Annotated in this window: 25 protein-coding genes; 7 read left to right on the forward strand and 18 right to left on the reverse strand. The window is 71.3% G+C overall.

Annotation, left to right across the window (positions count from 1 at the left end; all coding sequences use genetic code 11):
- Positions 1 to 102: 102 nt before the first annotated feature.
- Positions 103 to 273, forward strand: a complete 171-nt coding sequence (locus ABZ272_RS15395; RefSeq protein ID WP_355050588.1) for a hypothetical protein — start codon at positions 103 to 105, stop codon at positions 271 to 273.
- Between the two features lie 38 nt (positions 274 to 311).
- Here the strand turns inward: ABZ272_RS15395 and dapE are convergent, their stop codons facing one another.
- Positions 312 to 1,385 carry a succinyl-diaminopimelate desuccinylase gene (dapE, locus tag ABZ272_RS15400; protein WP_355050589.1) on the reverse strand — a complete coding sequence of 358 codons (1,074 nt, stop codon included), beginning with the start codon at positions 1,383 to 1,385 and terminating at the stop codon, positions 312 to 314.
- A gap of 78 nt (positions 1,386 to 1,463) precedes the next feature.
- On the opposite strand from dapE, the gene dapD reads away from it, so the two are divergent.
- Positions 1,464 to 2,423 (forward strand): 2,3,4,5-tetrahydropyridine-2,6-dicarboxylate N-succinyltransferase, encoded by a 960-nt coding sequence (gene dapD / locus ABZ272_RS15405; RefSeq protein WP_355050590.1) that lies wholly within the window; start codon positions 1,464 to 1,466, stop codon positions 2,421 to 2,423.
- Positions 2,424 to 2,474: 51 nt separating this feature from the next.
- Here the strand turns inward: dapD and ABZ272_RS15410 are convergent, their stop codons facing one another.
- Complete coding sequence (locus tag ABZ272_RS15410) at positions 2,475 to 5,879, reverse strand: S8 family serine peptidase (RefSeq protein WP_355050591.1); 3,405 nt, start codon at positions 5,877 to 5,879, stop codon at positions 2,475 to 2,477.
- Positions 5,880 to 5,975: 96 nt separating this feature from the next.
- Here ABZ272_RS15410 and ABZ272_RS15415 point away from each other — a divergent pair, with 96 nt between their 5' ends.
- Complete coding sequence (locus tag ABZ272_RS15415; protein ID WP_355050592.1) at positions 5,976 to 6,533, forward strand: sugar O-acetyltransferase; 558 nt, start codon at positions 5,976 to 5,978, stop codon at positions 6,531 to 6,533.
- Here the strand turns inward: ABZ272_RS15415 and ABZ272_RS15420 are convergent.
- Genes ABZ272_RS15420 through fdxA form a run of 5 tightly spaced genes read right to left on the reverse strand, consistent with a single transcriptional unit; the run spans position 6,530 to position 10,461 of the window.
- On the reverse strand, positions 6,530 to 7,165 hold the full coding sequence (locus tag ABZ272_RS15420; RefSeq protein ID WP_355050593.1) for a nucleoside/nucleotide kinase family protein: 636 nt from the start codon (positions 7,163 to 7,165) through the stop codon (positions 6,530 to 6,532). The two genes, ABZ272_RS15415 and ABZ272_RS15420, sit on opposite strands and share 4 nt — an antisense overlap.
- Positions 7,165 to 7,812 carry an SIMPL domain-containing protein gene (locus ABZ272_RS15425; protein ID WP_355050594.1) on the reverse strand — a complete coding sequence of 216 codons (648 nt, stop codon included), beginning with the start codon at positions 7,810 to 7,812 and terminating at the stop codon, positions 7,165 to 7,167. The genes ABZ272_RS15420 and ABZ272_RS15425 overlap by 1 nt, the downstream gene beginning before the upstream one ends.
- A gap of 10 nt (positions 7,813 to 7,822) precedes the next feature.
- Positions 7,823 to 9,016, reverse strand: coding sequence for a prephenate dehydrogenase/arogenate dehydrogenase family protein (locus tag ABZ272_RS15430; RefSeq protein ID WP_355050595.1), 1,194 nt, complete (start codon positions 9,014 to 9,016; stop codon positions 7,823 to 7,825).
- 15 nt (positions 9,017 to 9,031) lie between these two features.
- Positions 9,032 to 10,138, reverse strand: a complete 1,107-nt coding sequence (gene dapC, locus ABZ272_RS15435; protein WP_355050780.1) for a succinyldiaminopimelate transaminase — start codon at positions 10,136 to 10,138, stop codon at positions 9,032 to 9,034.
- Entirely contained in the window at positions 10,135 to 10,461 is a 327-nt protein-coding gene (fdxA, locus tag ABZ272_RS15440) for a ferredoxin (RefSeq protein ID WP_007464872.1), read from the reverse strand. The genes dapC and fdxA overlap by 4 nt, the downstream gene beginning before the upstream one ends.
- Before the next feature lie 79 nt (positions 10,462 to 10,540).
- Between fdxA and ABZ272_RS15445 the strand changes: the two genes are divergently transcribed.
- On the forward strand, positions 10,541 to 11,503 hold the full coding sequence (locus ABZ272_RS15445; protein WP_355050596.1) for a GNAT family N-acetyltransferase: 963 nt from the start codon (positions 10,541 to 10,543) through the stop codon (positions 11,501 to 11,503).
- Between the two features lie 113 nt (positions 11,504 to 11,616).
- Here ABZ272_RS15445 and ABZ272_RS15450 read toward each other — a convergent pair whose 3' ends face one another.
- The 3 genes from ABZ272_RS15450 to mshB all read right to left on the reverse strand — a co-directional run bounded on the left by ABZ272_RS15450 (position 11,617) and on the right by mshB (position 13,541).
- Entirely contained in the window at positions 11,617 to 12,081 is a 465-nt protein-coding gene (locus ABZ272_RS15450) for a hypothetical protein (RefSeq protein WP_355050597.1), read from the reverse strand.
- Between the two features lie 78 nt (positions 12,082 to 12,159).
- The gene (locus ABZ272_RS15455) at positions 12,160 to 12,597 is read right to left on the reverse strand and encodes a hypothetical protein (protein ID WP_355050598.1); all 438 of its coding nucleotides are present in this window, start codon (positions 12,595 to 12,597) and stop codon (positions 12,160 to 12,162) included.
- Between the two features lie 17 nt (positions 12,598 to 12,614).
- Entirely contained in the window at positions 12,615 to 13,541 is a 927-nt protein-coding gene (mshB, locus tag ABZ272_RS15460; protein WP_355050599.1) for an N-acetyl-1-D-myo-inositol-2-amino-2-deoxy-alpha-D-glucopyranoside deacetylase, read from the reverse strand.
- 87 nt (positions 13,542 to 13,628) lie between these two features.
- On the opposite strand from mshB, the gene ABZ272_RS15465 reads away from it, so the two are divergent.
- Both ABZ272_RS15465 and ABZ272_RS15470 read left to right on the forward strand, forming a co-directional pair.
- On the forward strand, positions 13,629 to 15,773 hold the full coding sequence (locus ABZ272_RS15465) for a prolyl oligopeptidase family serine peptidase (protein WP_355050600.1): 2,145 nt from the start codon (positions 13,629 to 13,631) through the stop codon (positions 15,771 to 15,773).
- Positions 15,774 to 15,886: 113 nt separating this feature from the next.
- Positions 15,887 to 16,807, forward strand: a complete 921-nt coding sequence (locus ABZ272_RS15470) for an alpha/beta hydrolase (protein ID WP_355050601.1) — start codon at positions 15,887 to 15,889, stop codon at positions 16,805 to 16,807.
- Positions 16,808 to 16,912: 105 nt separating this feature from the next.
- Here the strand turns inward: ABZ272_RS15470 and ABZ272_RS15475 are convergent, their stop codons facing one another.
- The 4 genes from ABZ272_RS15475 to ABZ272_RS15490 form a co-directional block, all read right to left on the reverse strand.
- On the reverse strand, positions 16,913 to 17,287 hold the full coding sequence (locus ABZ272_RS15475; protein ID WP_355050602.1) for a DUF805 domain-containing protein: 375 nt from the start codon (positions 17,285 to 17,287) through the stop codon (positions 16,913 to 16,915).
- A 132-nt stretch (positions 17,288 to 17,419) separates the two neighbouring features.
- A complete protein-coding gene (locus tag ABZ272_RS15480; protein ID WP_355050603.1) occupies positions 17,420 to 18,061 on the reverse strand; it encodes a hypothetical protein in 642 nt (213 codons plus the stop codon).
- Positions 18,062 to 18,161: 100 nt separating this feature from the next.
- Entirely contained in the window at positions 18,162 to 19,334 is a 1,173-nt protein-coding gene (locus ABZ272_RS15485) for a helix-turn-helix domain-containing protein (protein WP_355050604.1), read from the reverse strand.
- Positions 19,324 to 19,551: a hypothetical protein gene (locus ABZ272_RS15490; RefSeq protein ID WP_355050605.1), complete on the reverse strand. Its 228-nt coding sequence runs from the start codon at positions 19,549 to 19,551 to the stop codon at positions 19,324 to 19,326. Before ABZ272_RS15490 ends, ABZ272_RS15485 begins: the two co-directional genes overlap by 11 nt.
- A 77-nt stretch (positions 19,552 to 19,628) precedes the next feature.
- Here ABZ272_RS15490 and ABZ272_RS15495 point away from each other — a divergent pair, with 77 nt between their 5' ends.
- Positions 19,629 to 20,381, forward strand: a complete 753-nt coding sequence (locus ABZ272_RS15495; RefSeq protein ID WP_355050606.1) for an XRE family transcriptional regulator — start codon at positions 19,629 to 19,631, stop codon at positions 20,379 to 20,381.
- Here the strand turns inward: ABZ272_RS15495 and ABZ272_RS15500 are convergent.
- From ABZ272_RS15500 to ABZ272_RS15515, 4 genes are all read right to left on the reverse strand, one after another.
- Positions 20,370 to 20,822, reverse strand: coding sequence for an NUDIX hydrolase (locus tag ABZ272_RS15500; protein ID WP_355050607.1), 453 nt, complete (start codon positions 20,820 to 20,822; stop codon positions 20,370 to 20,372). The two genes, ABZ272_RS15495 and ABZ272_RS15500, sit on opposite strands and share 12 nt — an antisense overlap.
- A gap of 151 nt (positions 20,823 to 20,973) precedes the next feature.
- Complete coding sequence (locus tag ABZ272_RS15505) at positions 20,974 to 21,519, reverse strand: ATP-binding protein (protein ID WP_355050608.1); 546 nt, start codon at positions 21,517 to 21,519, stop codon at positions 20,974 to 20,976.
- Between the two features lie 16 nt (positions 21,520 to 21,535).
- On the reverse strand, positions 21,536 to 22,213 hold the full coding sequence (locus ABZ272_RS15510) for a uridylate kinase (RefSeq protein WP_355050609.1): 678 nt from the start codon (positions 22,211 to 22,213) through the stop codon (positions 21,536 to 21,538).
- 1 nt (position 22,214) lies between these two features.
- Positions 22,215 to 22,508 carry a hypothetical protein gene (locus ABZ272_RS15515; protein WP_355050610.1) on the reverse strand — a complete coding sequence of 98 codons (294 nt, stop codon included), beginning with the start codon at positions 22,506 to 22,508 and terminating at the stop codon, positions 22,215 to 22,217.
- Between the last annotated feature and the right edge of the window lie 131 nt (positions 22,509 to 22,639).

The following is a 22,639-nucleotide window of genomic DNA, read 5'->3' on the forward strand; positions in this document are numbered from 1 at the left end:
AGAAATAGTTCGCGATCAAGGGCAACTATTTGGCTTCCCCGTACGTCTTACTATTCGCATACCGGGTATGCCCCGGCGCGCGCCTTCGGGGGAGGAGACAGCGTGATCAGCAACAGCGAGATGATCCGGATCCGTCGACAGATGCAGCGACGGATCCGAGACGTGGTGGCCGAGCGCCGTCGCATCCGCGCCCTCGATCCCGCCTTCTCGCCGGCCGCCGCTGGATCCGGAGCCGACCAAGAGGTTCGCGCCGCCGACAACGGGCCAGGCTGACGCGAACCTCTTGGTCACCGGCAACGGGATGACCGGGATCAGGCCGGTGCGAGCCAGCGGTGCAGCGTCGCCGCGCCGTCCCGGATCTTGCTGATCTCGACGTGCTCGTCCGGGTGGTGGGCGAGGTTCGGATCGCCCGGGCCGAAGTTCAGCGCGGGAATCCCCATGGCCGCGAACCGGGCCACGTCCGTCCAACCCAGCTTGCCGATCGGGGCGGCGCCGACCGCCGCCAGGAACTCCTTCGCCGGGGCGGCGCTGAGCCCGGGCGGGGCACCCGCGATCGAGTCGGTGACCCGCACCTCGAAACCGGCGAACACCTCACGCACGTGTGCCTCCGCCTCGGCCGGGGTCCGGTCGGGGGCGAACCGGTAGTTGACCTCGACCTCGCACAGGTCCGGGATGACGTTGCCGGCCACCCCACCGTTGATCCGTACCGCGTTCATGCCCTCGCGGTAGTCGCAGCCGTCGATGGTGACCCGACGGGCCTCGTACGTCTGGAGGCGGCGCAGCACCTCCCCGGCGCCGTGGATGGCGTTGACCCCGTGCCAGGAGCGCGCCGAGTGGGCACGTACGCCTCTGGTGGTGACGATCGAACGCATGGTGCCCTGGCAGCCCGCCTCGACGATGCCGTACGTCGGCTCCAGCAGCACCGCGAAGTCCGCCTCCAGCCACTCCGGGAACGCCTGGGCGACCAGGTTCAGCCCGTTGTAGCGGGACTCGATCTCCTCGGCCTCGTAGAAGAAGTACGTGACGTCGTAGCGCGGCTCGGCCAGCGTCACCGCCAGGTGCAGCGCGTACGCCGTGCCGGACTTCATGTCGGAGGTTCCGCAGCCGTACATCAGGTCGCCGCGCATGGTCGACGGGAAGTTGTTGTTCAGCGGCACCGTGTCGAGGTGCCCGGCCAGCACGACGCGCTGCGAGCGGCCCAGGTCGGTACGGGCCATCACCGTGTTGCCGTGCCGGTGGGTGGACAGGTGCGGTACGCCCCGCAGCACCTCCTCGACGCAGTCGGCGATCGCCTTCTCGTTGAGGGACACGGACTCTATGTCAACCAGTACGCGGGTCAGCTGCACCGGATCGGCGAGGACCTCGGGGGTCAGCGGGTTCTCCATGGTTCGCACGGTACCTTCAGGTCTGTCAGCGCGAGGAGCGAGCCGAGGCCGGCGTGGCCGCGACCGAGAGGGTTAACAGTGACGTCCGCAGATTCCGCTTGGGGCATCGGCCTGGCCACCGTCACCGCCGACGGGCAGGTGCTCGACACCTGGTACCCGACCGGCAAGCTGGGCCTGGGTGAGCTGCCGCTGATCGCCGGCGAGGACAAGTCGGACGTGCTGGACCTGCCACCGGGCGCGCTGGGCGACCGGCCGCTGCCCGGTCTGCGTACCGTGCAGGTGGTCACCGTCATCGGCTCGCTGGACGACCCCATCAAGGACGCCTCCGACGCGTACCTCCGGTTGCACCTGCTCTCCCACCGCCTGGTGCGGCCCAACCAGCTCAACCTCGACGGCGTCTTCGGCAAGCTGGCGAACGTGGCCTGGACGTCCGCCGGGCCGTGCCCCCCGGAGCGGGTGGACGAGCTGCGGGTGATCGAGCGGGCCGCCGGCCGCCACCTGTCGGTGTACGGGGTCGACAAGTTCCCTCGGATGACCGACTACGTGGTGCCCTCGGGTGTGCGGATCGCCGACGCCGACCGAGTGCGCCTCGGCGCGCACCTGGCCGCCGGCACGACGGTGATGCACGAGGGCTTCGTCAACTTCAACGCCGGCACGGTGGGCACCTCGATGGTCGAGGGGCGGATCGTGCAGGGGGTGCTGGTCGGCGACGGCTCCGACATCGGCGGCGGCGCCTCGATCATGGGCACCCTCTCCGGCGGCGGCACCGAGAAGGTGAGCATCGGCGAGCGGAGTCTGATCGGCGCGAACGCCGGCGTGGGCATCTCCCTCGGCGACGACTGCGTGGTCGAGGCCGGCTGCTACATCACCGCCGCCTCCAAGATCACGTTGCCGGACGGCCGGGTGGTCAAGGGCCGGGAGCTGTCCGGCGTCGACGGCCTGCTGTTCTGGCGCAACTCGGTGACCGGCGCGCTGGAGGCCCGGCCGCGCACCGGCCGGGGCATCGAGCTGAACGCCGCCCTGCACGCGAACGACTGACGTACCCGCCGGGTCCGCGGCGCTCGGCCGCGGACCCGACGGGAGTACGCCTCAGCGCAGGCGGTACGCCTGGACGATCCGCTGCGTCACCGTGTTGCCGGCGGCGTCCCGGGCGGTGGCCCGCAGCGACACGTGGCCCTTGCCGGCCGGATGCCGCAACAGTGCCGACCAACCATCGGCCGAGGTGCGGACCAGCTTCGCCTTGTCCCAGGTCTTTCCCCCGTCGTACGAGACGTCGACGGTGAGCCCCTCCACCGGCGAGGCCGGAGCGCCCGGCTGACGCTGCACCCGCACCGGTACGACGAAGCTCCGCCCGGCCGGTGCGCTGCCGTCGACGCGCAGCGGCGGCGCGAAGCGCACCGCCATCAGCGGCAGGCGGGCCGGCGTGTCACCGGCGACGTGCCGGGACCGGAAGGTCCAGCTCGACTCCACCTCGGTGCTCAGGTCGGTGAAGCTCCGCTTCGACGACGTGACGAGCCGGTAGTCCGCCTTACCCGGTGGCACGGCGAACTCTCCGTAGCCGGCGTACTCGCTCTCGCCGACCAGCTTGCCGTCGCGCCAGAGCTTGGTGTGCTCGCTGTCGCTCAACGAGCCGCCCGGGTGACCGGCCGCGTCGCTGAAGATCGGCAGGTCGACAACGATGTTGTCGCCGGCCCGGGTAACGCTCTGGTGCGGCCAGCGCGGGTTCGGGAAGGACGGCCCGAACGGCGCCTGGTTCCAGATCTCCTGGACCGTCCGCCCGGCCCGGTACGGGGTCGGGACGGAGAGGAGCACGGCCTGCGGGTTCAGCCAGCCCTCGTCGTCGTCCCGGGTGCCGAAGTAGATGTCCGACTCCCACTGCACGCCCCGGGTGTTGTAGTACTCGACCCGCTGACCGGGCACGCTCGTGGGCAGGACCAGCGTGGAGCCGCCGACGTTGTACTCCAACACGGGGTACACGGAGCGCTCGGCCTCCAGACCCGCGTAGGCACCGAGGAACCGGTGCACGACGGCGGCCAGGTCGCTCCGGCGGTAGTCGCGGACGAAGCCGGTTGGCATTCGGCCAGGGATCGCTTCGGCCAGCGCGTACAGGTACGGGCTGTCGGGCGTCTCCGGCTTGATCCACTGGCTGCTGACGGTGGAGACGAACTGGTCGGCGGAGACCGTCCTGCCGAGCTGACCGCTGGTCAGACCGGTGAAGGTGTCCGCCCAGAGTCCGATGCCGTATCCACTGCCGTCCGCAGCCGTGAAGTTGCCGCTGACGTCGATCAGCTCCGGGGCGGCGGTACGGTCCGGAATGGTGGTCCGGACCGGTTTGGCCCGGCGGGCGTCCACGACGATCCGGGTGTCCCGCTCGATCGTCATCACGGGCTGCATCAACAGCGACATCCCGCGCTGCTCGTCCTCCGGTCCCGGCTCCAAGACCAGGCCGCTGAGGCCGTAGTGCCCCTTGGGCACCCGCACGGTGGCCACCCCGTCGGAACTGAAGAGGTCCCAGTAGCCGAAGGTGTCCATCCCGACCAGCGCGGACCAGTGGTCGGCGGTACGCGCGCCCGCCCGGTTCAGGTGTTCCACGGTCAGCGTGTAGCTCTCCACCTCCCGGTTCACGGCCAGCGGCGTGACGGCGACCGCCGACCCCGCCCGGGCCACGATCCGGCCGGTCCAGTAGCCGTCGGCGTCACCGATCCGGGTGTCCGTGGTGACGGTCGTGGCGGCCGTGCCACCCGCCGGCACGGTGAGCTGGCTGGCGCCCAACTGGAAGAAATCGGCCGGCAGCGCTCGACCGCCCGGGCCGGCGCCCTCGACGCTCAGGTCCACGGTGACCGGGGCCGGACCATCGTTACGCCAGGTCACCGTACGGGTGACCGGGGTGTCGTCGTTGTGCGGCCAGAGCGTACGCCCGAAGGAGACGCTCACCGGGTCGGTGGTGATCTGTTGGGTGATCGCGTGGGCGACGTCGACGCGCCCGGCGCCCTGCTGGTAGGCGGTCTGCTCCGGGTGCGGCTTCGCGGCGGCCATCAGGGTGGCCTTGAGCCGGTCGGCCCGCCATCCCGGGTGCTGCTGGGCCAGCAACGCGGCCGACCCGGCGACGTGCGGGGTGGCCATCGAGGTGCCGGAGAGCGTGACGTACCGGTCCCCCACCGGATCACCGATGACGCCGTTGGCGGACTTCGCGGCGACGATGTCGACGCCGGGTGCGGTGATGTCGGGCTTCAGCGCGTCGTCACCGATCCGGGGACCCCGGCTGGAGAACTCGGCCAACTCGTCGTCGCGGTCCACCGCGCCCACGGCGAGTCCGGCGTCGGCGCTGGCCGGGGAGCCGACCGAGCCGTCCGAGCCGTCGTTTCCGGCGGCGAGGACGAACAGCGTCCCGGTCTGCGCGGTCAGGGTCTGCACCGCCTCTTCGAGCGGGTCGACCTCCGGCGTGTCCCAGCCACCGAGGCTCATGTTGATGACGGCGGCCTTCTTCTCCACGGCGGCCCACTGCATGCCGGCGAGGATCGCCGAGTCGGGGCAGCCCTGGTCCTCACAGACCTTGCCGTCCAGCAGCGTCGCGTCCGGCGCCACGCCCCGGTAGCGGCCATCGGAGGCCGCGCCGGAACCGGCGATGGTCGAGGCCACGTGCGTGCCGTGGCCGACGGTGTCCCGGGCGTCGGCGACCTCGGTGAAGTTGCGCGCCTCGGCCACCTTGCCGGCCAGGTCCGGGTGGGTCGCGTCGACGCCGGTGTCCAGCACGGCCACGGACACGCCCTTGCCGGTGAACCCGGCCGACCAGGCGGCGGGCGCCCCGATCTGCGGCACGCTGTGGTCGAGGGCCACCCGTCGACGGCCGTCCAACCAGATTCGCTCGACGCCCCCCGCCGCGCCGAGTCGAGCCGCGCTGGAGCCGGTGCTGACCGCCGCCCAGACCGCGCCGAGGGAGGACTTGTCGCTGCTGAGTGCGGCGCCCTCGATCGCCGGTAGGTCGCGGATCACCCGGGTGCCGGGCAGCGCGGCCGGGGCTCGCCGGGCGGCATCCGTCGAGCCGTACGACACCAGCAGCGGCAGCGTCTTCCGGTGGGCGTCGTCGTAACCCGCCTCGATCAGCCCGGTGACGTCGAAGAGTCGTCGGTCCACCCGACCGGAGCGCAGCAACGGCAGCGCGTCCGTCGGCAGCACCGAGAGGCGTCCCCTCTCGCGCTGGACCAGGAACTGCACATCTTTACGGCCGGGGCCGGGCTGAGCCGAGGCGCCGGACGCGGTGACGGTGACGCGGTCACCGGTGATCAGCGTGACGGTCGTCGAGCGTTCGGGGCTGGTTCCGGGCGCGGTGGACTGTCGGTCGGCGCCGCCAGGTGGGGCGGGCGCGGCGGGCGCGGCTGAGGCGGGGGCCGGCGCGGCGAGCGCCAGCACCGACACGAGGCCGAGAGCGGCCAATCTTCTTCCCTGGTGCAACGTTTCCTCCTGGTCGTGCGTCGTGATTGATAGGAGTCGCATTGACAAACCAGAATTGCATACCGAGTATGCAAAAAGAAGTCGAAAATACGACGAACCTGCCACGGGACACCGCTCCCCGCCGGCATCATCGACCGGGTGACCTCCATGAAGGACCGGATGCTGGCGGGTGAGCCCTACCTCGCCGACGATCCGGAACTCGTCGCCGACCTGGACCGGGCCGCCCGCCTGATGGAACGCTTCAACACCAGCTCAGCGGCCGACCCGGCGGCCCGGCTCGCGGCGCTGCGCGACCTGCTCGGCGACCTGGGCGACGACACCTGGGTCCGTCCGCCGTTCTACTGCGACTACGGCTGGAACATCCGGATCGGGCCGCGCAGCTTCGTCAACTACCACGCGGTCTTCCTCGACGTCGCCCCGATCACCCTCGGCGCGGACGTCCAGGTCGGACCGAACGTGCAACTACTCACCCCGACCCACCCGGTGCAGCCCGGCCCACGCCGCGACAAGTGGGAGGCCGCCAAGCCGATCACCATCGGCGACAACGCCTGGCTCGGCGGCGGCGCGATCGTCCTGGCCGGGGTCGCGGTCGGCGCGAACACCGTGGTCGGCGCGGGCGCCGTGGTCACCCGGGACCTACCCGCCAACGTCGTCGCCGTCGGCAACCCGGCCCGGCCGGTCCGCGAGCTGGACTAGCCTTCCAGGCGGACCACCAGGTCGGCGTGCACGGCCGTGGGGGTGATGAGAGCCGCGTTGGCCTCGTCGCTGCCCAGCGCCCAGGCCCGGGCCTCGTCCGGTGAACGCCCGTACGCCTCGTGCCGGGCGGTCAACCGACGCTGGCGCAACTCGGCGTCCAGATCGAGGAACCACACCTCGTGCAGCAACGTCCGGGCCTCCTCCCAGGGGGAGTCCGGTACCAGCAGGTAGTTGCCCTCGGTCACCACGAGACGAACCGACGGCGGCACCTCGATGGCCCCGGCCACCGGCTCCTCCACCTCCCGGCGGAACTCCGGCGCGTACACCGAGGTCGGCTCCAGCCGACGCAACCGGCGCAGCAGCGAGACGTACCCGTTGGCGTCGAAGGTGTCGATCGCGCCCTTGCGGTCGGCGCGGCCCAGCCGTTCCAACTGCGTCTGGGCCAGGTGGAAACCGTCCATGGGCACCAGCCGCGCGCTCGCCCCGACCTCGGCGACGATCCGCTCGGCCAGGGTGGACTTCCCCGCACCGGGCGCCCCGGTGATGCCGAGCAGTTGCCGCGGGCCGGCGTCGGCCAGTGACCGCGCCCGCGCCACCAGCTCGTCGATGGCCAGCAGCCGGGCCGGCGGCATCAGCCGAGCACCGGTTCGCTGATCGTGAACCGCGCCTGCACCGCCGCCTGCACGGTCTGCGGTTGCGGGTCCAACTCCAGCTCGGGAACACCACCGCCGGCACCGCCCCCGGCGTACGCCGCGCGGGCGAACATCGGCCGGTCGGCCGGACCGGCGTCGGCCAGCTCGATGAGGGCGGTGACCCGGGCGCCGAGGGCCTCGGCGTACTCCCGGGCACGCAGCAGCGCGTCGCCGATCGCGGCGTGCCGCGCCTCCCGGTACGCCGGACTGTCCGGGCGCAGCTCCCAAAAGGGGCCGGACACCTCGACCTGCTCCTGGTCGGCGAGCCGGAGCATCAGCTCACCGAGCGCGGTGAAGTCGGTGACCGTCACGTTGGTGGTGACGCTGCCGAGCCAGCCCACCACGCGTTCACCCGAGCGCTTGGTCTGCGGCCGGACCCACAGGTCGCCGGTCTCCCGCCGGGCCACCGCCGGCTCGGAGCCGTCGAGCAGCACCCGGACGGCGGCTGCCCCCTCGGCCAACTGGGTGAGCGTCGCCTCCCGGTCCCGGCCGCGGGCTGTCACGGTGACCCCGAACCGGGCCAGCTCGGGCGGCACCTCCCGGGTCGCCTCGCCGCGCACCTGCACCACCGGGCCGTCCGTCGCCATGCCTGTCAGCCTAGTCAGCGAGCGGCAGCAGCGCCGGGTAGGAGACGACGTCCGGACCGACCCGGCAGCCGGTCAGATGGCCGCCGGCAACACCCAGTTCGCGCAGCCAGGCCACCTCGACGGTGTGGTCGCCGTCGGCCGGGAACTCCCGGTCCGCGGCGGTGAACCGCCGATCCCGCAGCGCCGACCGCGCCGCGCCGGCCTGCGCGTACCGGGCGGTCAACCCCGTCGCGTCGGCGGACCGCAGCGCGTCCGCCAGCTCATCCAGGAGTACGCGCACCTCGGCCAACTCGTCCAGGACCCGCTCCCGGTTGCCGAGCAGCATGTTGGCCGTCCGCTCGGCCGGCGTCCCGGCGACCCGGGTGCCATCGGAGAAGCTGCCCGCGGCCAGGGCCAACACCGCGTCGCGCAGCGGCGACCGCTGCGTCGCACCGGCCAACGCGCCGGCCAGCAGGTGTGGAACGTGCGAGGCGAGCGCGGCCACCGAGTCGTGCGCGGCCGGGGACATCGGCACCACCCGGGCGCCGAACAGCTCCACCAGGAGCCCGGTGAGCCAGCGGAAGGCGGGCGTCGCCGCGCCCGGCGCCGGGCAGAGCACCCAGGCGGCGCCGGCGAGCAGCGTCGGAGCGGCCGCCGCGAGGCCGGCGGACTCCGCGCCCGCCATCGGATGCCCGGGTACGAAACGATCGGTGAGCCCGAGCCGGCCGGCGGCCTCGGCCACCTCGACCTTGGTGCTGCCCACGTCGGTGAGCACGCAACCCGGCGCGGTCAGCTCGGCCACCTGCGCCAACGTCCGGGCAAGGGTGGGCAGCGGGCCGCAGAGGAAGACCAGATCCCGACCGGCGACGGCCTCCTCGACGGTGTCCGGGGCTGACACACCGCACGACCGCAGGTGCTCCCGGGTGGCCGGATCGGGATCCCAGCCCGCCACGTCGAGGCCCGCGTCGCGCAGCCGCAACAGCACCGAGCCGCCGATCAGACCGGTGCCGACGACCGCCACCCGCGTCCGGGCGGACGCCCCGCCGGCCGCGGGATTCCGGTCGTGCACCTCCGGCCCTGACCCGGCGGCCTCGCGGCGCTGGTCGCCCGCCTCGCGGCGCTGGTCGACCGCCTCGCGGCGCTGGTCGACCGCCTCGCGGCGTTGGTCGCCCGCGGGCGTGGCGGCACCGGCGTCCGGCGTCGGGACGGTCGTGCCGTCGGTCATCGCCGGACGCCCCGGTCAGGCCCGCAGCCGGCCGGCGACCGCGGCGACGTGCTCGTCGGACTCGGTGAGCGCCACCCGCACGTACCGTTGGGCGGTGGGGCCGTAGAACGCGCCGGCCGCGACCAGGATGCCTCGCCGGGCCAGCCAGTCGACGGTCTGCCAGCAGTCCTCGTCGCGGGTGAGCCAGAGGTAGAGGCCCGCCTCCGAGTGCTCGATCGTGAAACCGGCCTCGGTGAACGCGGCGCTCAGCACCTCGCGCCGGGCACGGTAACGCTCCCGCTGTTCGACGGCGTGCCCCTCGTCCTGCAGGGCGGCCACCATCGCGGCCTGCACCGGCGCGGGCACGATCATTCCGGCGTGCTTACGAACCTTCAGCAGCTCGGCGACGAGGGCCGGATCGCCGGCCACGAACCCGGCTCGGTAACCGGCGAGGTTGGACCGCTTGGAGAGCGAGTGCACGGCCAGCACACCGGTGTGGTCGCCACCGCAGACCTGCGGGGACAGCACCGAGACGGGCTCGGCCGACCAGCCCAGCGGCAGGTAACACTCGTCGCTGGCGACCACCGCGCCACGCTCGCGGGCCCAGTCGACGACCTTGCGCAGGTGCGCCGCGGGCAGCACCCGGCCGGTCGGGTTACCGGGCGAGTTGATCCAGACCAACCGGACCCGCGAGGTCGGCCCGACCGAGGTGAGCGAATCGGCGCGGACCACGGTCGCGCCGGCCAGCCGGGCACCGTCCTCGTACGTCGGGTAGGCGATCGACGGCACGACGACCACGTCGCCCGGGCCGATGCCGAGCAGGGTGGGCAGCCAGGCGACGAGCTCCTTGGAGCCGATGGTCGGCAGCACACCGAGACCGTCGACGCCCGCGCCACAGGCCCGGGCCACCCACGCGGCGATCGCGTCGCGGAGCGCCGGGGTGCCGGCGGTCAGCGGGTAGCCCGGCGCGTCGGACGCGTCAGCCAGTGCCTGACGGATCACCGCCGGGACCGGATCGACCGGCGTACCCATGGAGAGGTTGATCAGGCCCTCCGGATGCGCCGCGGCCAGGGTGGCCGCGGCGTCCAGGGTGTCCCAGGTGAACTCGGGTAGCCGTGCCGAGACCGGCGTGGGCCGGTTCAGTGGCCCTCGCCGCGCGGCGGCTGCGCGGCGACGAAGGTCGCGTCCTTCTCCACCTTGCCGATCTTCGAGGCGCCTCCGGGCGAGCCCAGGTCCTCGAAGAACTCGTAGTTCGCGCCGGTGTAGTCCTTCCACTGCTCCGGGACGTCGTCCTCGTAGAAGATCGCCTCCACCGGGCAGACGGGCTCACAGGCACCACAGTCGACGCACTCGTCGGGGTGGATGTAGAGCATCCGGTTGCCCTCGTAAATGCAGTCGACCGGGCATTCCTCGATGCATGCCTTGTCGAGCACATCCACGCACGGCTCGGCGATGATGTAGGTCACCGGTCTTCTCCTCCGCAAGACGCGCCGCGATCTCCCGCGACGGTAAGAGCCTAGTATCTCGCCGGGGAGGGGGTCGATCGTGCTCCGACAGCAGGATGTGGGACATCGGATCGTGGTACGCCGGATTGTGGGGATTCGCGAAGGCCGCCCACTGTTCTCCGACGCCCTCGGCGAGCTGGTCGAGCTGAGCGAGACCCATCTCACCCTCGCCACGGCGCAAGGTCCGCTGCGCGTCCCGGTGGCGCAGGTGCACCGGGCGAAGCGCGTACCGCCGACCCGCCGGCCGACGGCCGCGGCGGTGGTGGCGCTGGAACGAGCCGCCAACGAGGCGTGGCCCGCCCCGACCCGCGGCCGGCTCGGTGACTGGCTGCTGCGCTCGGCCGAGGGCTGGACCGGCCGGGCCAACTCGGCCCTGCCCATCGGCGATCCCGACCGGCCGTTGCCGGCGGCCGTGGACGCGGTGGAGCGCTGGTACGCCGAACGGGGTCAGCCCGCGATGATCAACACGCCGCTGCCGCTCGCCGCGCCGGTCGGTGCCGAGCTGGACGAGCGCGGCTGGACCACCCGCCCACCGACCCTCGTCCAGACCGCGCCCCTGCCCCTGCCAGCCCTCACGGTCGCCGCTGCCCCCACCGTCGACGCGGTCCTGGAGCTGGTGACCGCGCCGAGCGAGGACTGGCTCGCCATCGCGGCCGGCCGCAAGGGCGGCCTACCGGACGCCGCCCGGCACGTGCTCACCGCCGTGGACCAGGTCCGCTTCGCCCACGCGTACGTCGACGGCGTGCTGGCGGCGATCGGCCGGGCAACGGTGACCGGCCAGGGCCGATGGCTGGGCCTCAGCCTGATCGAGGTGGTACCGGCCGCCCGCCGGCAGGGCCTGGCCCGCCACGTGATCGGCGAGCTGGCCGCGTGGGGCGTGTCCGCGGGCGCGACCCACGCGTTCCTGCAAGTGGAACAGCGCAACACGCCAGCCATCGCCCTCTACCGAACGCTGGGCTTCACCACCCACCACACCTACCTGACGCGCGTCGCCCCGAGCTGACCCCCGCTCGTCGATCTTGCACTTTCGGCGGCGACATAAAGGGCATCAACCCTCATGCCGGCAACCGAAAGTGCAAGATCGACGCGAGGTCCTGGCTGGCGCGAGGTGCGGCGTCAGCGGCGGACTACGCGGCGGGGCTTGGCGGCCTTGACCTCGGCGTACCGCTTGAGCTGCTGCGAGCGGTGGTCGAGACCGAGGGCGGTCGCCACCAGGTAGCCGCCCAGCGCCCCGAGGCCGGTGGCAAGCAGGTAGAGCCAGATCTGGGCGAAGAACGTCCCCGCGCCACCGGCGAACGGGCTGTGGCCGACGAGCAGCGGCCCGACCAACACGGTCAGGGCCATGGCGATCAACACCACGACCGTCACGTCGCCCGCCCAGACGGCCAGCGGCCGGGCGCGTCCCCAGCGGAAGGCGACCACGGCCAGGGTCAGCCCGATCACCACGAACATCACCAGTGTGACCCGGTCGGCCGCAGCGTCGTCGCTGTCGAAACCGAAGCGGGTGATCAGCCGGGCAACCACGTTGACCGCGAACAACGCTCCCGCGAGCACCCCGACATCACGCCACCGTCTGTCCATCGCACGACCTCCTGCCGTACACCCCTTCGCGGGGACGCTTCCCTGGCAGGAATATCTACCACTCGTAGCTGTGTGACGTCACCAGCCGCCGAGCGTGGACGGCGGGGCGAGGACCTGCCGGAAGCCCATCACGGCGAACGTCATCGCGCCGGCCACGATCATCGCCAGGCCGACCCAGTTGTCGCCGGCCAGCAGCAGGTCGCCCTCGGTGGTGCGGATGGCCGCCACCGCCATCAGGGCGAACCACGGCACCGCCGGCAGCGCCACCGCCCAGCGACGGCCGACCACCTCGTGCGCGAACCAGCTCAGCAGGATGTTCGCGCCGACGGCGAGCAGCGCCGAGAAGCCGATGAGCTGCCCGCCGACCCGGACGGTGGCGAGCAGCAGCTCCAACACCCCCGTCACCACACCGGCCACCACCACGACGATCGCGCCGGCCACCCGTAGGCCCAGGTCCAGCAGACGCGGCGGCGGCCCCGCCGGTGGCGGGGCGTCCTGGTCGTTCACGACCGACATCGGCGCGGCGGGCAACGTCACCGGAGACCGGCCGCCGCGACCGGGGAGCGGTCCGCGTCGGCCACGTCCGGCAGTCCGGCGAAGAGGTCGTCCTCCCAGCCGTACGGGCCGAAACCCGGACCCTTCGCGCCGACGGCGAGGGTGAAGAACTCCACACCCATGAACTCGCCGCCGAAGTTGCCCGCGATCGAGTAGAGCCACGAGGTGGCCGGGATCTGGGTGCCGTGCGCCCGCATCGCCGCCTCCTTGGCCGCGTGCTGGTCGGTACCGTCGATCCGGGCGGCGATCTGCTCGTCCGGAGTGCCGAAGGGCAGCTCGGCCAGGTCCTGGATGCCGGCGAACGGATTGTCCGAAGATTCGGCGAAGTGCGACATGCCGGCCTCCAGCACGCTGAGCGGCATGGCCGTCCAGTAGACCTTGGCCGGGGCGCAGCCCTCGAGGGCGGCCAACTCGACGGCGCGCATCGCCACCCGGTGCGCCTGGATGTGGTCGGGGTGGCCGTAGAAGCCGTTCGGGTCGTAGGTGATCAGCACCTGCGGGCGTACCTCTCGCATGATCTCCACCAGGTGCCCGGCGGCCTCGTCGAGGTCGGCCTGCCAGAAGGCCCGGGGGTGCTCGTTCGTCGCGAGGCCCATCATCCCCGAGTCGCGGTAACGACCGGCGCCGCCCAGGAAGCGGTGGTCGGCGACGCCGAGCGCCGCGCAGGCTTCCGCCAGCTCCGCGATCCGGTACCCGCCGAGCTGGTCGGCCTCGGCGGCGGCGAGCTGCGCGAGCGCCGGTACGTGGATCTCGCCCTCCTCGCCGAGCGTGCAGGTCACCAACGTGACGTGCGCGCCGGCGGCGGCGTAGTGGGCCATCGTCGAGCCGGTGCCGATCGACTCGTCGTCGGGGTGCGCGTGGACCAGCAGCAGGCGGCGGTCGGGCAGCGTCGTCACGACGGTCACTCTAACCGGCGGCACGGCCCGGGAGTCGTTGGACGCGTCCGCCCAGGTCGGCCACATCACGCCCGGCGCGGCTCTACGATTTGGCCTGTGGACTTTCCGGAGCTGGCCGCCCGTACCCGCCGGTTCAGCCACGGCGCGCCCCGGGCTGTCTCCGTGGCCGCGGACGGCTCCCGGGTGATCTTCCTGCGCTCGGCCGGTCCGGAGGATCCGGCGGACGCGCTCTGGCTGCTGGACGTGGCGACCGGCGAGGAGCGGCTGGTGGCCGACCCGGCGGCCCTGCTGGGCGACGACGGCGACGTACGGGCGCTCACCCCCGGCGAGCGGGCGCTGCGGGAACGGCTCCGGCTCAGCGCCGCCGGCATCGGCTCGTACGCGTTGGACGCCGCCGGCCGGGTGGCCGTGTTCGCGCTGGCCGGCCGCCTGTTCCGGGCGGATCTGGTGCACGGCGACGTGGTGGAGGTGGCCACCGTCGGTCCGGTGCTGGACCCCCGACCCGATCCGACCGGCGAGCGCCTGGCCTACGTGACCGACGCGGCCGAGGGCGTACGCCGGGGTGAGCTGCGGGTGATCGACGCCGACGGCGCCGACACGCTGCTGGCCGGCGAGGACGCGGGCGTGAGCTGGGGGTTGGCCGAGCACATCGCGGCCGAGGAGTTCGGCCGGTACCGGGGCTACTGGTGGGCCCCGGACGGGCGCATGGTGCTCGCCGCGCGGGTGGACGAGTCCCGGCTGGAACGCTGGCACCTGCACGACCCGGCCGAGCCGGGCAGTCCGCCGACCGCCGTCGCGTATCCCCGGGCCGGCGGCCCGAACGCCGAGGTGAGCCTGCACCTGCTGGACCTCGACGACGGCTGGGTCGACGTGCACTGGGACCGCGAGACCTACCCGTACCTGACCGGGGTGAGCTGGGGTGAGGGCAGTCCGCTGATCACCGTGCTGCGCCGCTCGCAGCAGCACGGGCTGGTCCTCGCGGTGGACCCGCGTACCGGTGAGACGCAGGTCCACGCCGAGCTGGCCGACCCACGCTGGGTGGAGCCGATCGCCGGTACCCCGGCGCACCTGCCCGACGGCCGGGTGCTGGTCGGGGGCGAGTTGGCCCACGACGGGTACGACGCGCGGTGCCTGTTCGCCGACGGCACGCTGCTCACCCCGCCCTCGCTGTACGTGCGGCGGGTCGTCGGTCGGCTGCCGGCCGTCAGCGGTCCCGCCGACCTGCTCGTGGAGGCGAGCGATGGCGAGCCCAGCGAGCGGCACCTGTTCCGGGTCCGTACGACGATCGGCGGCGGGGTGGACGCCCGGCGTATCACCACCGACTCGGGCTGGCACACGGCGGCCGTGGGCGGGGACGTGTTGGTGGTCGGGACGGCGTCGCTGGACCACGCCGGGGTGCGCTGGACGGTGTCGCGCGGCGGCCAGGAGCTGACCGAGTTGCGGTCGTTGGCCGCCGAGCCGCCGTACTCGCCGCTGCCGCTGCTGGAACGGGTGACCGACCGGCGGCTGCCGGCCGCGGTGCTCTACCCGGACAACCATGTGACCGGCCGGCGGCTGCCGGTGCTGCTGGACATCTACGGCGGCCCGGGGCACCAGGAGGTGGTGGCGGCGCGGGCCGCGTGGTTGGAGCGGCAGTGGTGGGCCGACGCCGGGTTCGCGGTGGTCACGATCGACAACCGGGGTACGCCGGGAGTGGCGCCCTCGTTCGAGAAGGCGATCCACCGCCGGCTGGCCGACGTGATCCTGACCGACCAGATCGACGCGTTGACCGCGCTCGCCGGCAAGCACCCGGACCTGGACCTCGGTCGGGTGGCCATCCGTGGCTGGTCGTTCGGCGGGTGGCTGGCCGGGTTGGCGGTGCTGCGGCACCCGGAGCTGTTCAAGTGCGGCATCGCCGGCGCCCCGGTGACCGACTGGACGCTGTACGACACCGCGTACACCGAGCGGTATCTCGGCCTGCCGGAGGACGGCATGGACGTGTACGCCCACCACTCGCTCGTCGAGTTGGCCGCCGAGCCGGTCACCGGCCCGGACCAGGCCCGCCCGCTGCTGCTGGTGCACGGCCTGGTCGACGACAACGTGGTGGCCGCGCACACGCTGCGGCTGTCGGCGGCGCTGCTGTCCACCGGTCGGCCGCACGCCGTGCTGCCGCTGACCGGCGCCACCCACATGGCCGCGAACGGCACCGCCGAGCGGCTGCTCCCGCTGGAACTGGAATTCCTCCGTACGCATCTGCGCTGAGCGGCATTCCGCACATCGAGCCCACGGCCGCATGCCATGCTGATCGAAGGCGGGACCCGACGGCGCAATTTCCGGGGTGATACCGCGTTCCGCTATCCCGAAAGGAATCCAGGATGGTTGGCATCGCCCAGAAACCCTCGGTCGCCGCCGTCCAGGAGGGCGAATTTCCCGTCACGCACTTCCACACCACCACCGTGAACGGGATCGACATCTTCTACCGTGAGGCCGGGCCGGCCGACGGTCCCGCGGTCCTGCTGCTACACGGCTTTCCCACGGCGTCCTCGCAGTTCCGCCACCTGATTCCCCTGCTCGCGGACCGGTACCGGGTGATCGCGCCGGACCTCCCGGGTTTCGGCCACAGCGCCAGCCCGGACCGGTCGGCGTTCGACTACACGTTCGCCAACTTCGCCGACCTGATGCACGGTCTGATCGACCAGCTCGGCGTGGACCGTTACGCGCTCTACTGTTTCGACTACGGAGCGCCGACCGGATACCGGCTGGCTCTCAAAAGGCCCGAGCGGGTCAGCGCGCTCATCGTGCAGAACGGCAACGCGTACGAGGAGGGCCTGAGCGAATTCTGGAATCCGATCAAGGCCTACTGGGCGGAGAAGACCGACGAACGCCGACAGGCGATCGCGTTCATCCTCAGTTCCGACGCGGTGCGGTCGCAGTACACCCAGGGGGTGCGGGACCTCAGCCGGCTCGACCCCGACAGGTGGATCCACGACGAGACGCAGCTCGCCCGCCCCGGGAACGCGGACATCCAACTCGACCTGTTCTACGACTACGGCAGCAACGTCGCGCTGTACCCCGAGTTCCAGGCCTTCTTCCGCGACCACCAGCCGCCGACGCTGGTGATCTGGGGCAAGAACGACATCGTCTTCCCGCCCGATGGCGCCCACCCCTATCAGCGTGACCTGCCGTCGGCCGAGTTCCATCTGATCGACACCGGCCACTTCCTGCTGGAGGACAAGCTCGACGTCGCCGCGCCGATGATCCACGACTTCCTCGACCGCTCGATCGGTCGCTCCTGACCCGAAGTGGTGACGACGCCGCAGGGCCCCTTTCAGACAGCGCTGTCTAAAAGGGGCCCTGCCCGCTCAACAGTGGATCCGCGCGGGTGGGGGCGCGGAGTGCGGTCAGCCCTTGGGGCTGGGGCCGAAACGGTTCCCACCCGGCGTGCTGTCCTGCACGAAGAACACGATCAGGACGATGGCGCCGATGAGCGGGATCAGGGCGATCAGCAGCCACCACCCCGTCTTGTCGGTGTCGTGCAGGCGTCGTACCGCGACGGCCAGCGTCGGCAGCAGCAGCGCCAGCGAGACGACGAGGCCGATGAAGCCGCTCGACGAACCGTCCACGAAGTTCAGTCCCAGCGCGCTGTCCAGGACGGAGGTGACAATGCTGACAAGGACAGTGAACAGGGCGAACCACCAGTACTCGGACCGGCGGGCCCGACCCGCGAAGCCGACGTACTGACTGAGAACCGATTTGATCGCGGTACCGAAGGACACAGCTATCTCCCGTTGTGTGAGGGGCTTCCAAGCTCAACGCGGAGGCAGCCAAGCAGATCGATCGGGCGGGGGCAACGGCCGAGCGGCCGAACAGCGGTAGCTACAGCGCCTGACCCTCGGCGGTATCGGCGGCTACAGGCTCCCCGACTCCGGCCAGTGGGACCAGTGTGTGTTCGGGTGCGCTCTCGGCCCGTAGAGCGTGCGATCGCCGGTCGCCAGGACATCGGCGATCTGGCGGAACGTCTCGGACTGGCTTGGACGTGAGCCACCAGCCAGGTCAGGGTGGTGCCATTCGTCCAGCCGCAGAACCTCGGGCAGGTCGACGGGGATTCGGCGTCGCAGTTCCCGTTCGTCCGCCAGGAGAAGCTCGCGGTGACGCGGAACGAGCCGACGCAGCACGTCGATCAGATCCTCACCTGCTTCCCCGGCAACGGCGATGTCCTGACCGCGAAGCACCAAGGGACCACCCCGGTACGTCTCCGGCTCCTCCGGATCCTCTATCTCGTCCCAGTTGTCGACCCGCTCGAGAAAGTCGCCGTTGTCGGTGCCAGGTTCGCCGCTGATCAGGCAGTTGCCGAACACGTGGAGCACGTCGGTGAGGTTCCCGGCCCGTGGCGAGTAGCCGATCAACTCGACGACGAGCGCCCATCGTCCCGCGTCCCGATATCCGTGCAGCCGGGCGTCGACGGCGTAGTAGTAGCCGTTGTCGAGGTCCGGAAACCGAAACTCTTGGGCTGCGGCGTCGAGCTGTTCGAGGATGTCGGCCGGGCGCACAGCCGAGCACTGTAGTGCCCAACGCGGTGACCAGAGCATTCACCTCGTCCTTACGTCAGCTCTCCTGGGCCTGATACCGATCCGGGGCGGACCGCCATGCTTACAGCACCCCGAGGTTGATGGCGAGCTGGGTGATCGTGGGTGGGGCGTCCGGGTGGCGGGCGGCCTGGGCAACAACGTGCCGCGCACAAGGCCGGTCGCGGATCTCGGCGGGCGCGATGCTGTCGGCCCGCACCAGAAGCCCGGCCGCATTGCCGGGGTCGTTCGTCTGGAGGTGGGCACGCGCCGCGTCGATGAGGTGCGCGGCGCGATGTTCGACCGGCAGCCACCGCCAGCCGTCCCGCCCGATCGCCCCCCGATGCCGGGCGACCGCCTGCGGACCGTCGCCCAGCTCCACTGCTGCGGTGACCCGCGCCAGCTCGACGGCCGTAGGCCCAAAGGCCGTCCGGTGATGATCGTGTCCATCACCTACCCGAGCGGCCAGCCCGGCGGCCTCGTCCAGCAGGTCACCGCTCGCCCGGTCGTCACCCGCCACGGCTGCCGTCAGGGCAGCTTGCACGAGCAGCGATCCGCACAGCGACAACTCCTGGGGCGTTTCCGGGGTGATCTGGGAGGCGGCAGCCAGCAGCACCGGCCTGGTTCGCGCCGATGCTCGCAGCACCTGGCCAAGCTGCACCGCCGCGCAGGCGAGCAGCACCCGGTCGCCGGCGGCGGCGGACATCGCCCGATCAGCGGCCAACCAGGCCAGACTTTCCTCGCCCAGCTTGACCAGCAGCGCTGCCGTCACCCGGTACACCTCCACCACTGCTTCCGGCCCAGCCGCCGGCACCTGCGCGTCCACGCGGTGAATCTCGGTGACCAACGCGGGCAACAGTTCGACCAGACGCGGGTATCGGGCGTACTGGTACGTCATCCACACCTGCCATACCTCCCGCGCCAGCCGGTCCGGCGACATCACCGCCTGGTCCGCCGGACGATGAAAGGCCATGGGATACGCGGACAGCGCTGCCCGGATCCGCGCAACGCCCTCGCGGCACTCGGCCACCCCAGCGGGCTGCGCATCCCGCCCGAGAAGCGCGGCGGGATCGACTCGCAGCACCGCCGCGACCTCCCGGATGGTCGATACCCGCTCCAGCGAGCGAACCCCTCGCTCAACCTTGTCCACCCAGCTCTTCGACTTTCCCAACCGATCGGCGAACGACTGCTGCGACAACCTCCGCCGAGCCCGTAGGTACGCGACCCGCCGACCGATGGGAACCGGATCACCGCCCACGTCGCCACCGCCGATCCGGCACCGCCCGAGTCGTCTCCTCCACCGGTATCCGCTCCGACTCGGCCTGCGCGAGCAACCGGCGCTTGGCCGCCTCCCGTTCGGCGGCGTCGATCTGCTCGCCCGTGCTGGGCAGCCCGTCGTCACGCTTGGACATCATCACCTCGCTGCTGGGCGCATCGGCGTACCCGCCGTCGTCGCTGACCACGATGACGCCCATTGGTCGCCGGATGCGACGGCACGGGAAATGACATAAGGGATACATCAGAGGCGACATTTAGACGACGTAGGGTTATCGTGGCGAACATGAACGCCCCGAATACCGCCTTGCGCTCGGTCCGGATCGGGATGCGCATGAGCCAGGACGACTTCGCCCGCGCGCTCCAAGCCGCTGGCCTCCGCGTCGGCGAGCCCAACGACGCCAACAAGAGGCTCGTCCAACGCTGGGAGGCCGGCGTGATCGCCGCACCCCGGCCCGTGTACGCACGCGCCTTGGAGGTCGTCACCGGCCTACCGGTCTCGCTACTCGGCTTCGCCGCGATCCCCGACGGCCACGCCGCCAGCGACCAACAGGGCGGTCACGACCTGACCTCACCCATGTCCACCCTGGCCACCCCGACGCCCAAGCCACGCATGGTCCACAAGTCCTACGAGGGGGTGTGGCTCAGTCGCTACCAGTACCACTCCAGCGGCCGGAGCGAATCATTCGCCGGCCAGCATTTCGTTGTCGTACTCCAGCACGGCGACCGCCTGACCGTGCGCAGCCTGCCTGGCTCGGCGGCCTCGTCGCTGTCGCTGGATCTCACCGTGGACGGCGCCGTGGTCACCGGGACGTGGGTGGAACAAACCGATCCCGCCGGCTACTACCGCGGAGCCCGGTACCACGGCGCCATTCAGCTTCTGGTGGAACCGACAGGCCGGCGGATGGCCGGGAAGTGGGTCGGATTCGGCAAAGACATGGACGTCAACACCGGCCCATGGGAGTTGACCTTCCGCGATGCCTCCACCTCCAAGGCGACGCTCGACCGCTACAACATGTCACCCGAATAGGGCTTGTCCCTTGGGTCGGGCTCGGTGATCGGCAAGGGCTCTGGTGAACAGGGCGAGGTAGCTGTCGTGGGCCAGGGACAGTCCGCCAAGCTCGTCTTCGGTGAACCAGCCGATGGCATCGTGTTCGTCCGGCGCGGCGTTGAACGGGGACCCCGTCCACGCTTCGATCAGCCAGATCTGCATGTCGAACGTGTCGGTATGAACCTCGTGCACGGGCGGCCCCGAGGGTGCCGTGATGTCGACGCCCACCTCCTCCCGCAACTCCCGGGCAAGCGCCTCGCCCGGTAGTTCTGCGGCCTCCACATGTCCACCGGGCATGTCCCAGACGTCTGGGTACCACCGACGCTGCGGGGATCGGTGACACAGCAGCACCCGGTCGCCGTCGCGCAGCAGACCGGTGACGATGCGTGCCCTGGCAGCGCTTTCGAGGGAGTTCGACACGGCCGCATCGTGTCACCTGTGGCGGCCCAGTGGTGGGCACGACCGCTCAAGATCGTCACAAGATCAAGGATGTTGCTGCCTCAGAGGCTCGGCACGCAGCAACATCAGGGTTGTTGCTGCCTGCGGGACGCGGCACCCAGCACCGCGGCGATCAGGGGAGGTCGCGGCGGGTTGGCGGCCAGCGGTCGGCACGCCACTCGTTCCAGGTCAGGTAACCGGCCGGTGGGTCGTCGACAGGTTCGGAGCCGTCGAGTTCGCCTGGCGTCGGGATGTCCATGCGGGTGGCCCATTCGGCGAGTTCCTCGTCGGTCATGGGCCACGTCGTGTGCGGCGCGTCCGCCTGGCGCTGATCGACCCGTTCGCGCTGCTCGGCCGGGGTGAGTTCGAAGTAGCGCAGCTCCACCTCCGCGCCGAGGTCGGCTGCCGCCCGCCGCAGAGCGGAACGCTCGTCCCGACTCCAGAGGCCGAAGTCGATCACCACGTTGTTGCCGAGTTCGAGGGCGCGCAGCCCGATCTCGATGAGCCGCCCCTCGATCACGTCCGAGGCCGTCGGCGGATTCTCGGCTCCGTAGAGGGCCTTCACCCACTCGTCCTTGGTCAGCCGAAGAGCCTTCTGCTCGACCTCGATCCGCCGGGCGGCAGTGGTCTTTCCCGTACACGGGAGCCCCACCGTCAGGAACAGTGTCGGTCGCGTCATCACGGCTCCCATCCGGTCAGCGTGTCCGGGCCTCCCAGACCGGCTTCTGCGGCTCGTCATTGTGCACGACGAAGTCGACGTGATCGGTCGGGCGCACGGTGTCGAAGTAGAGCTGTTGAGCGGGGATGTAACGCTCCCGCCAGCGCCGTTCGACCTCCGCCCGGGATGACACCCGCCGCTCTCGGATCACGGCACGGTCCACCGTCGTCTCGACCGCCGTGGAGACGAGGATCCGCAGCTCCCACCGATCGATCAGTTCCGGGCGCATCAGGAAGACGCCGTCGAACACCAGCACGGCGTCGGCGGGGGCCGTCCTGCTCGGCGGGGACAGCACGGTATCCGTTGCGCGGTCGTACACCGCGGGTTGGAAGCCCCGATCGCCGTCCGGTCCGAGCGGATCGAGCAGAACCCGGTTCAGCGCCGGCCAGTCGTGGGTGTCGAAGTAGCAGCCTTCAGCCGAGTACTCGCCGCGCGGGTAGCGTCGCGCCCGGGGAAAGAGGAAATCGTCGATCGTCGCGCGGATGACGTAGCAGCCCTGACTCCGCAGGACGACGGCGAGTTCATCGGCGAGGGTGGTCTTGCCGGTGGCCGGTGGACCGTCGACGGCAACCCGTACCGGGTGTGCGACGTCGACGGATCCGACCGCCTCGGCGAGACGGGCGAGCAGCTCCGCACGGCGCGGCCCCGGCCTCATGTCAGTCGTCCTCGATGCGCCCGGTGGTCGGATCGACCATGGCCAGAAAGTCGCGGATGTTCTTCCGGTGCTCGTCGAGCGACAGGCCGAGCGTCGGACCAACGCCGAATCCGTAGCCGGGGTTCGGCCCGCTGAGCCACGTGTAGTCGGTGCCGTCGCACTCGTTCGGGCGGAGGGCGAAGATCTCTCCGTCCACGTCGACGGTGACTGACGTGGCGTCGTCCGTAGGTATGGGACGCAGGCCGGGTACGGCGTACGGGTCGACATCGCCGTCATCTGGGTAGATCGGCTTCACCCGGCCATCTTCCCGCGAAACGACCCGAACGGCAGGGCCCCTTTCGACGACGCTGTCGGAAGCGGCCCCGGTGCCACCCGACCTCTGCCGCGAAGGACTCGTCACGAAAGGCGAGATCGGTTACGGTCTCT

Source organism: Micromonospora sp. NPDC005979, assembly GCF_040614415.1.
Lineage (GTDB): Bacteria > Actinomycetota > Actinomycetes > Mycobacteriales > Micromonosporaceae > Micromonospora.

Excerpts from the sequence above, each read along its gene's own strand:
- dapE (WP_355050589.1), bottom strand. The coding sequence starts at position 1,385 with ATGGAGAACCCGCTGACCCCCGAGGTCCTCGCCGATCCGGTGCAGCTG.
- ABZ272_RS15410 (WP_355050591.1), bottom strand. The coding sequence starts at position 5,879 with ATGCGACTCCTATCAATCACGACGCACGACCAGGAGGAAACGTTGCAC.
- ABZ272_RS15420 (WP_355050593.1), bottom strand. The coding sequence starts at position 7,165 with ATGCCGCCGGCCCGGCTGCTGGCCATCGACGAGCTGGTGGCGCGGGCG.
- ABZ272_RS15425 (WP_355050594.1), bottom strand. The coding sequence starts at position 7,812 with ATGGCGACGGACGGCCCGGTGGTGCAGGTGCGCGGCGAGGCGACCCGG.
- ABZ272_RS15430 (WP_355050595.1), bottom strand. The coding sequence starts at position 9,016 with ATGACCGACGGCACGACCGTCCCGACGCCGGACGCCGGTGCCGCCACG.
- ABZ272_RS15450 (WP_355050597.1), bottom strand. The coding sequence starts at position 12,081 with ATGGACAGACGGTGGCGTGATGTCGGGGTGCTCGCGGGAGCGTTGTTC.
- ABZ272_RS15455 (WP_355050598.1), bottom strand. The coding sequence starts at position 12,597 with ATGTCGGTCGTGAACGACCAGGACGCCCCGCCACCGGCGGGGCCGCCG.
- ABZ272_RS15470 (WP_355050601.1), top strand. The coding sequence starts at position 15,887 with ATGGTTGGCATCGCCCAGAAACCCTCGGTCGCCGCCGTCCAGGAGGGC.
- ABZ272_RS15490 (WP_355050605.1), bottom strand. The coding sequence starts at position 19,551 with ATGGGCGTCATCGTGGTCAGCGACGACGGCGGGTACGCCGATGCGCCC.
- ABZ272_RS15505 (WP_355050608.1), bottom strand. The coding sequence starts at position 21,519 with ATGACGCGACCGACACTGTTCCTGACGGTGGGGCTCCCGTGTACGGGA.
- ABZ272_RS15510 (WP_355050609.1), bottom strand. The coding sequence starts at position 22,213 with ATGAGGCCGGGGCCGCGCCGTGCGGAGCTGCTCGCCCGTCTCGCCGAG.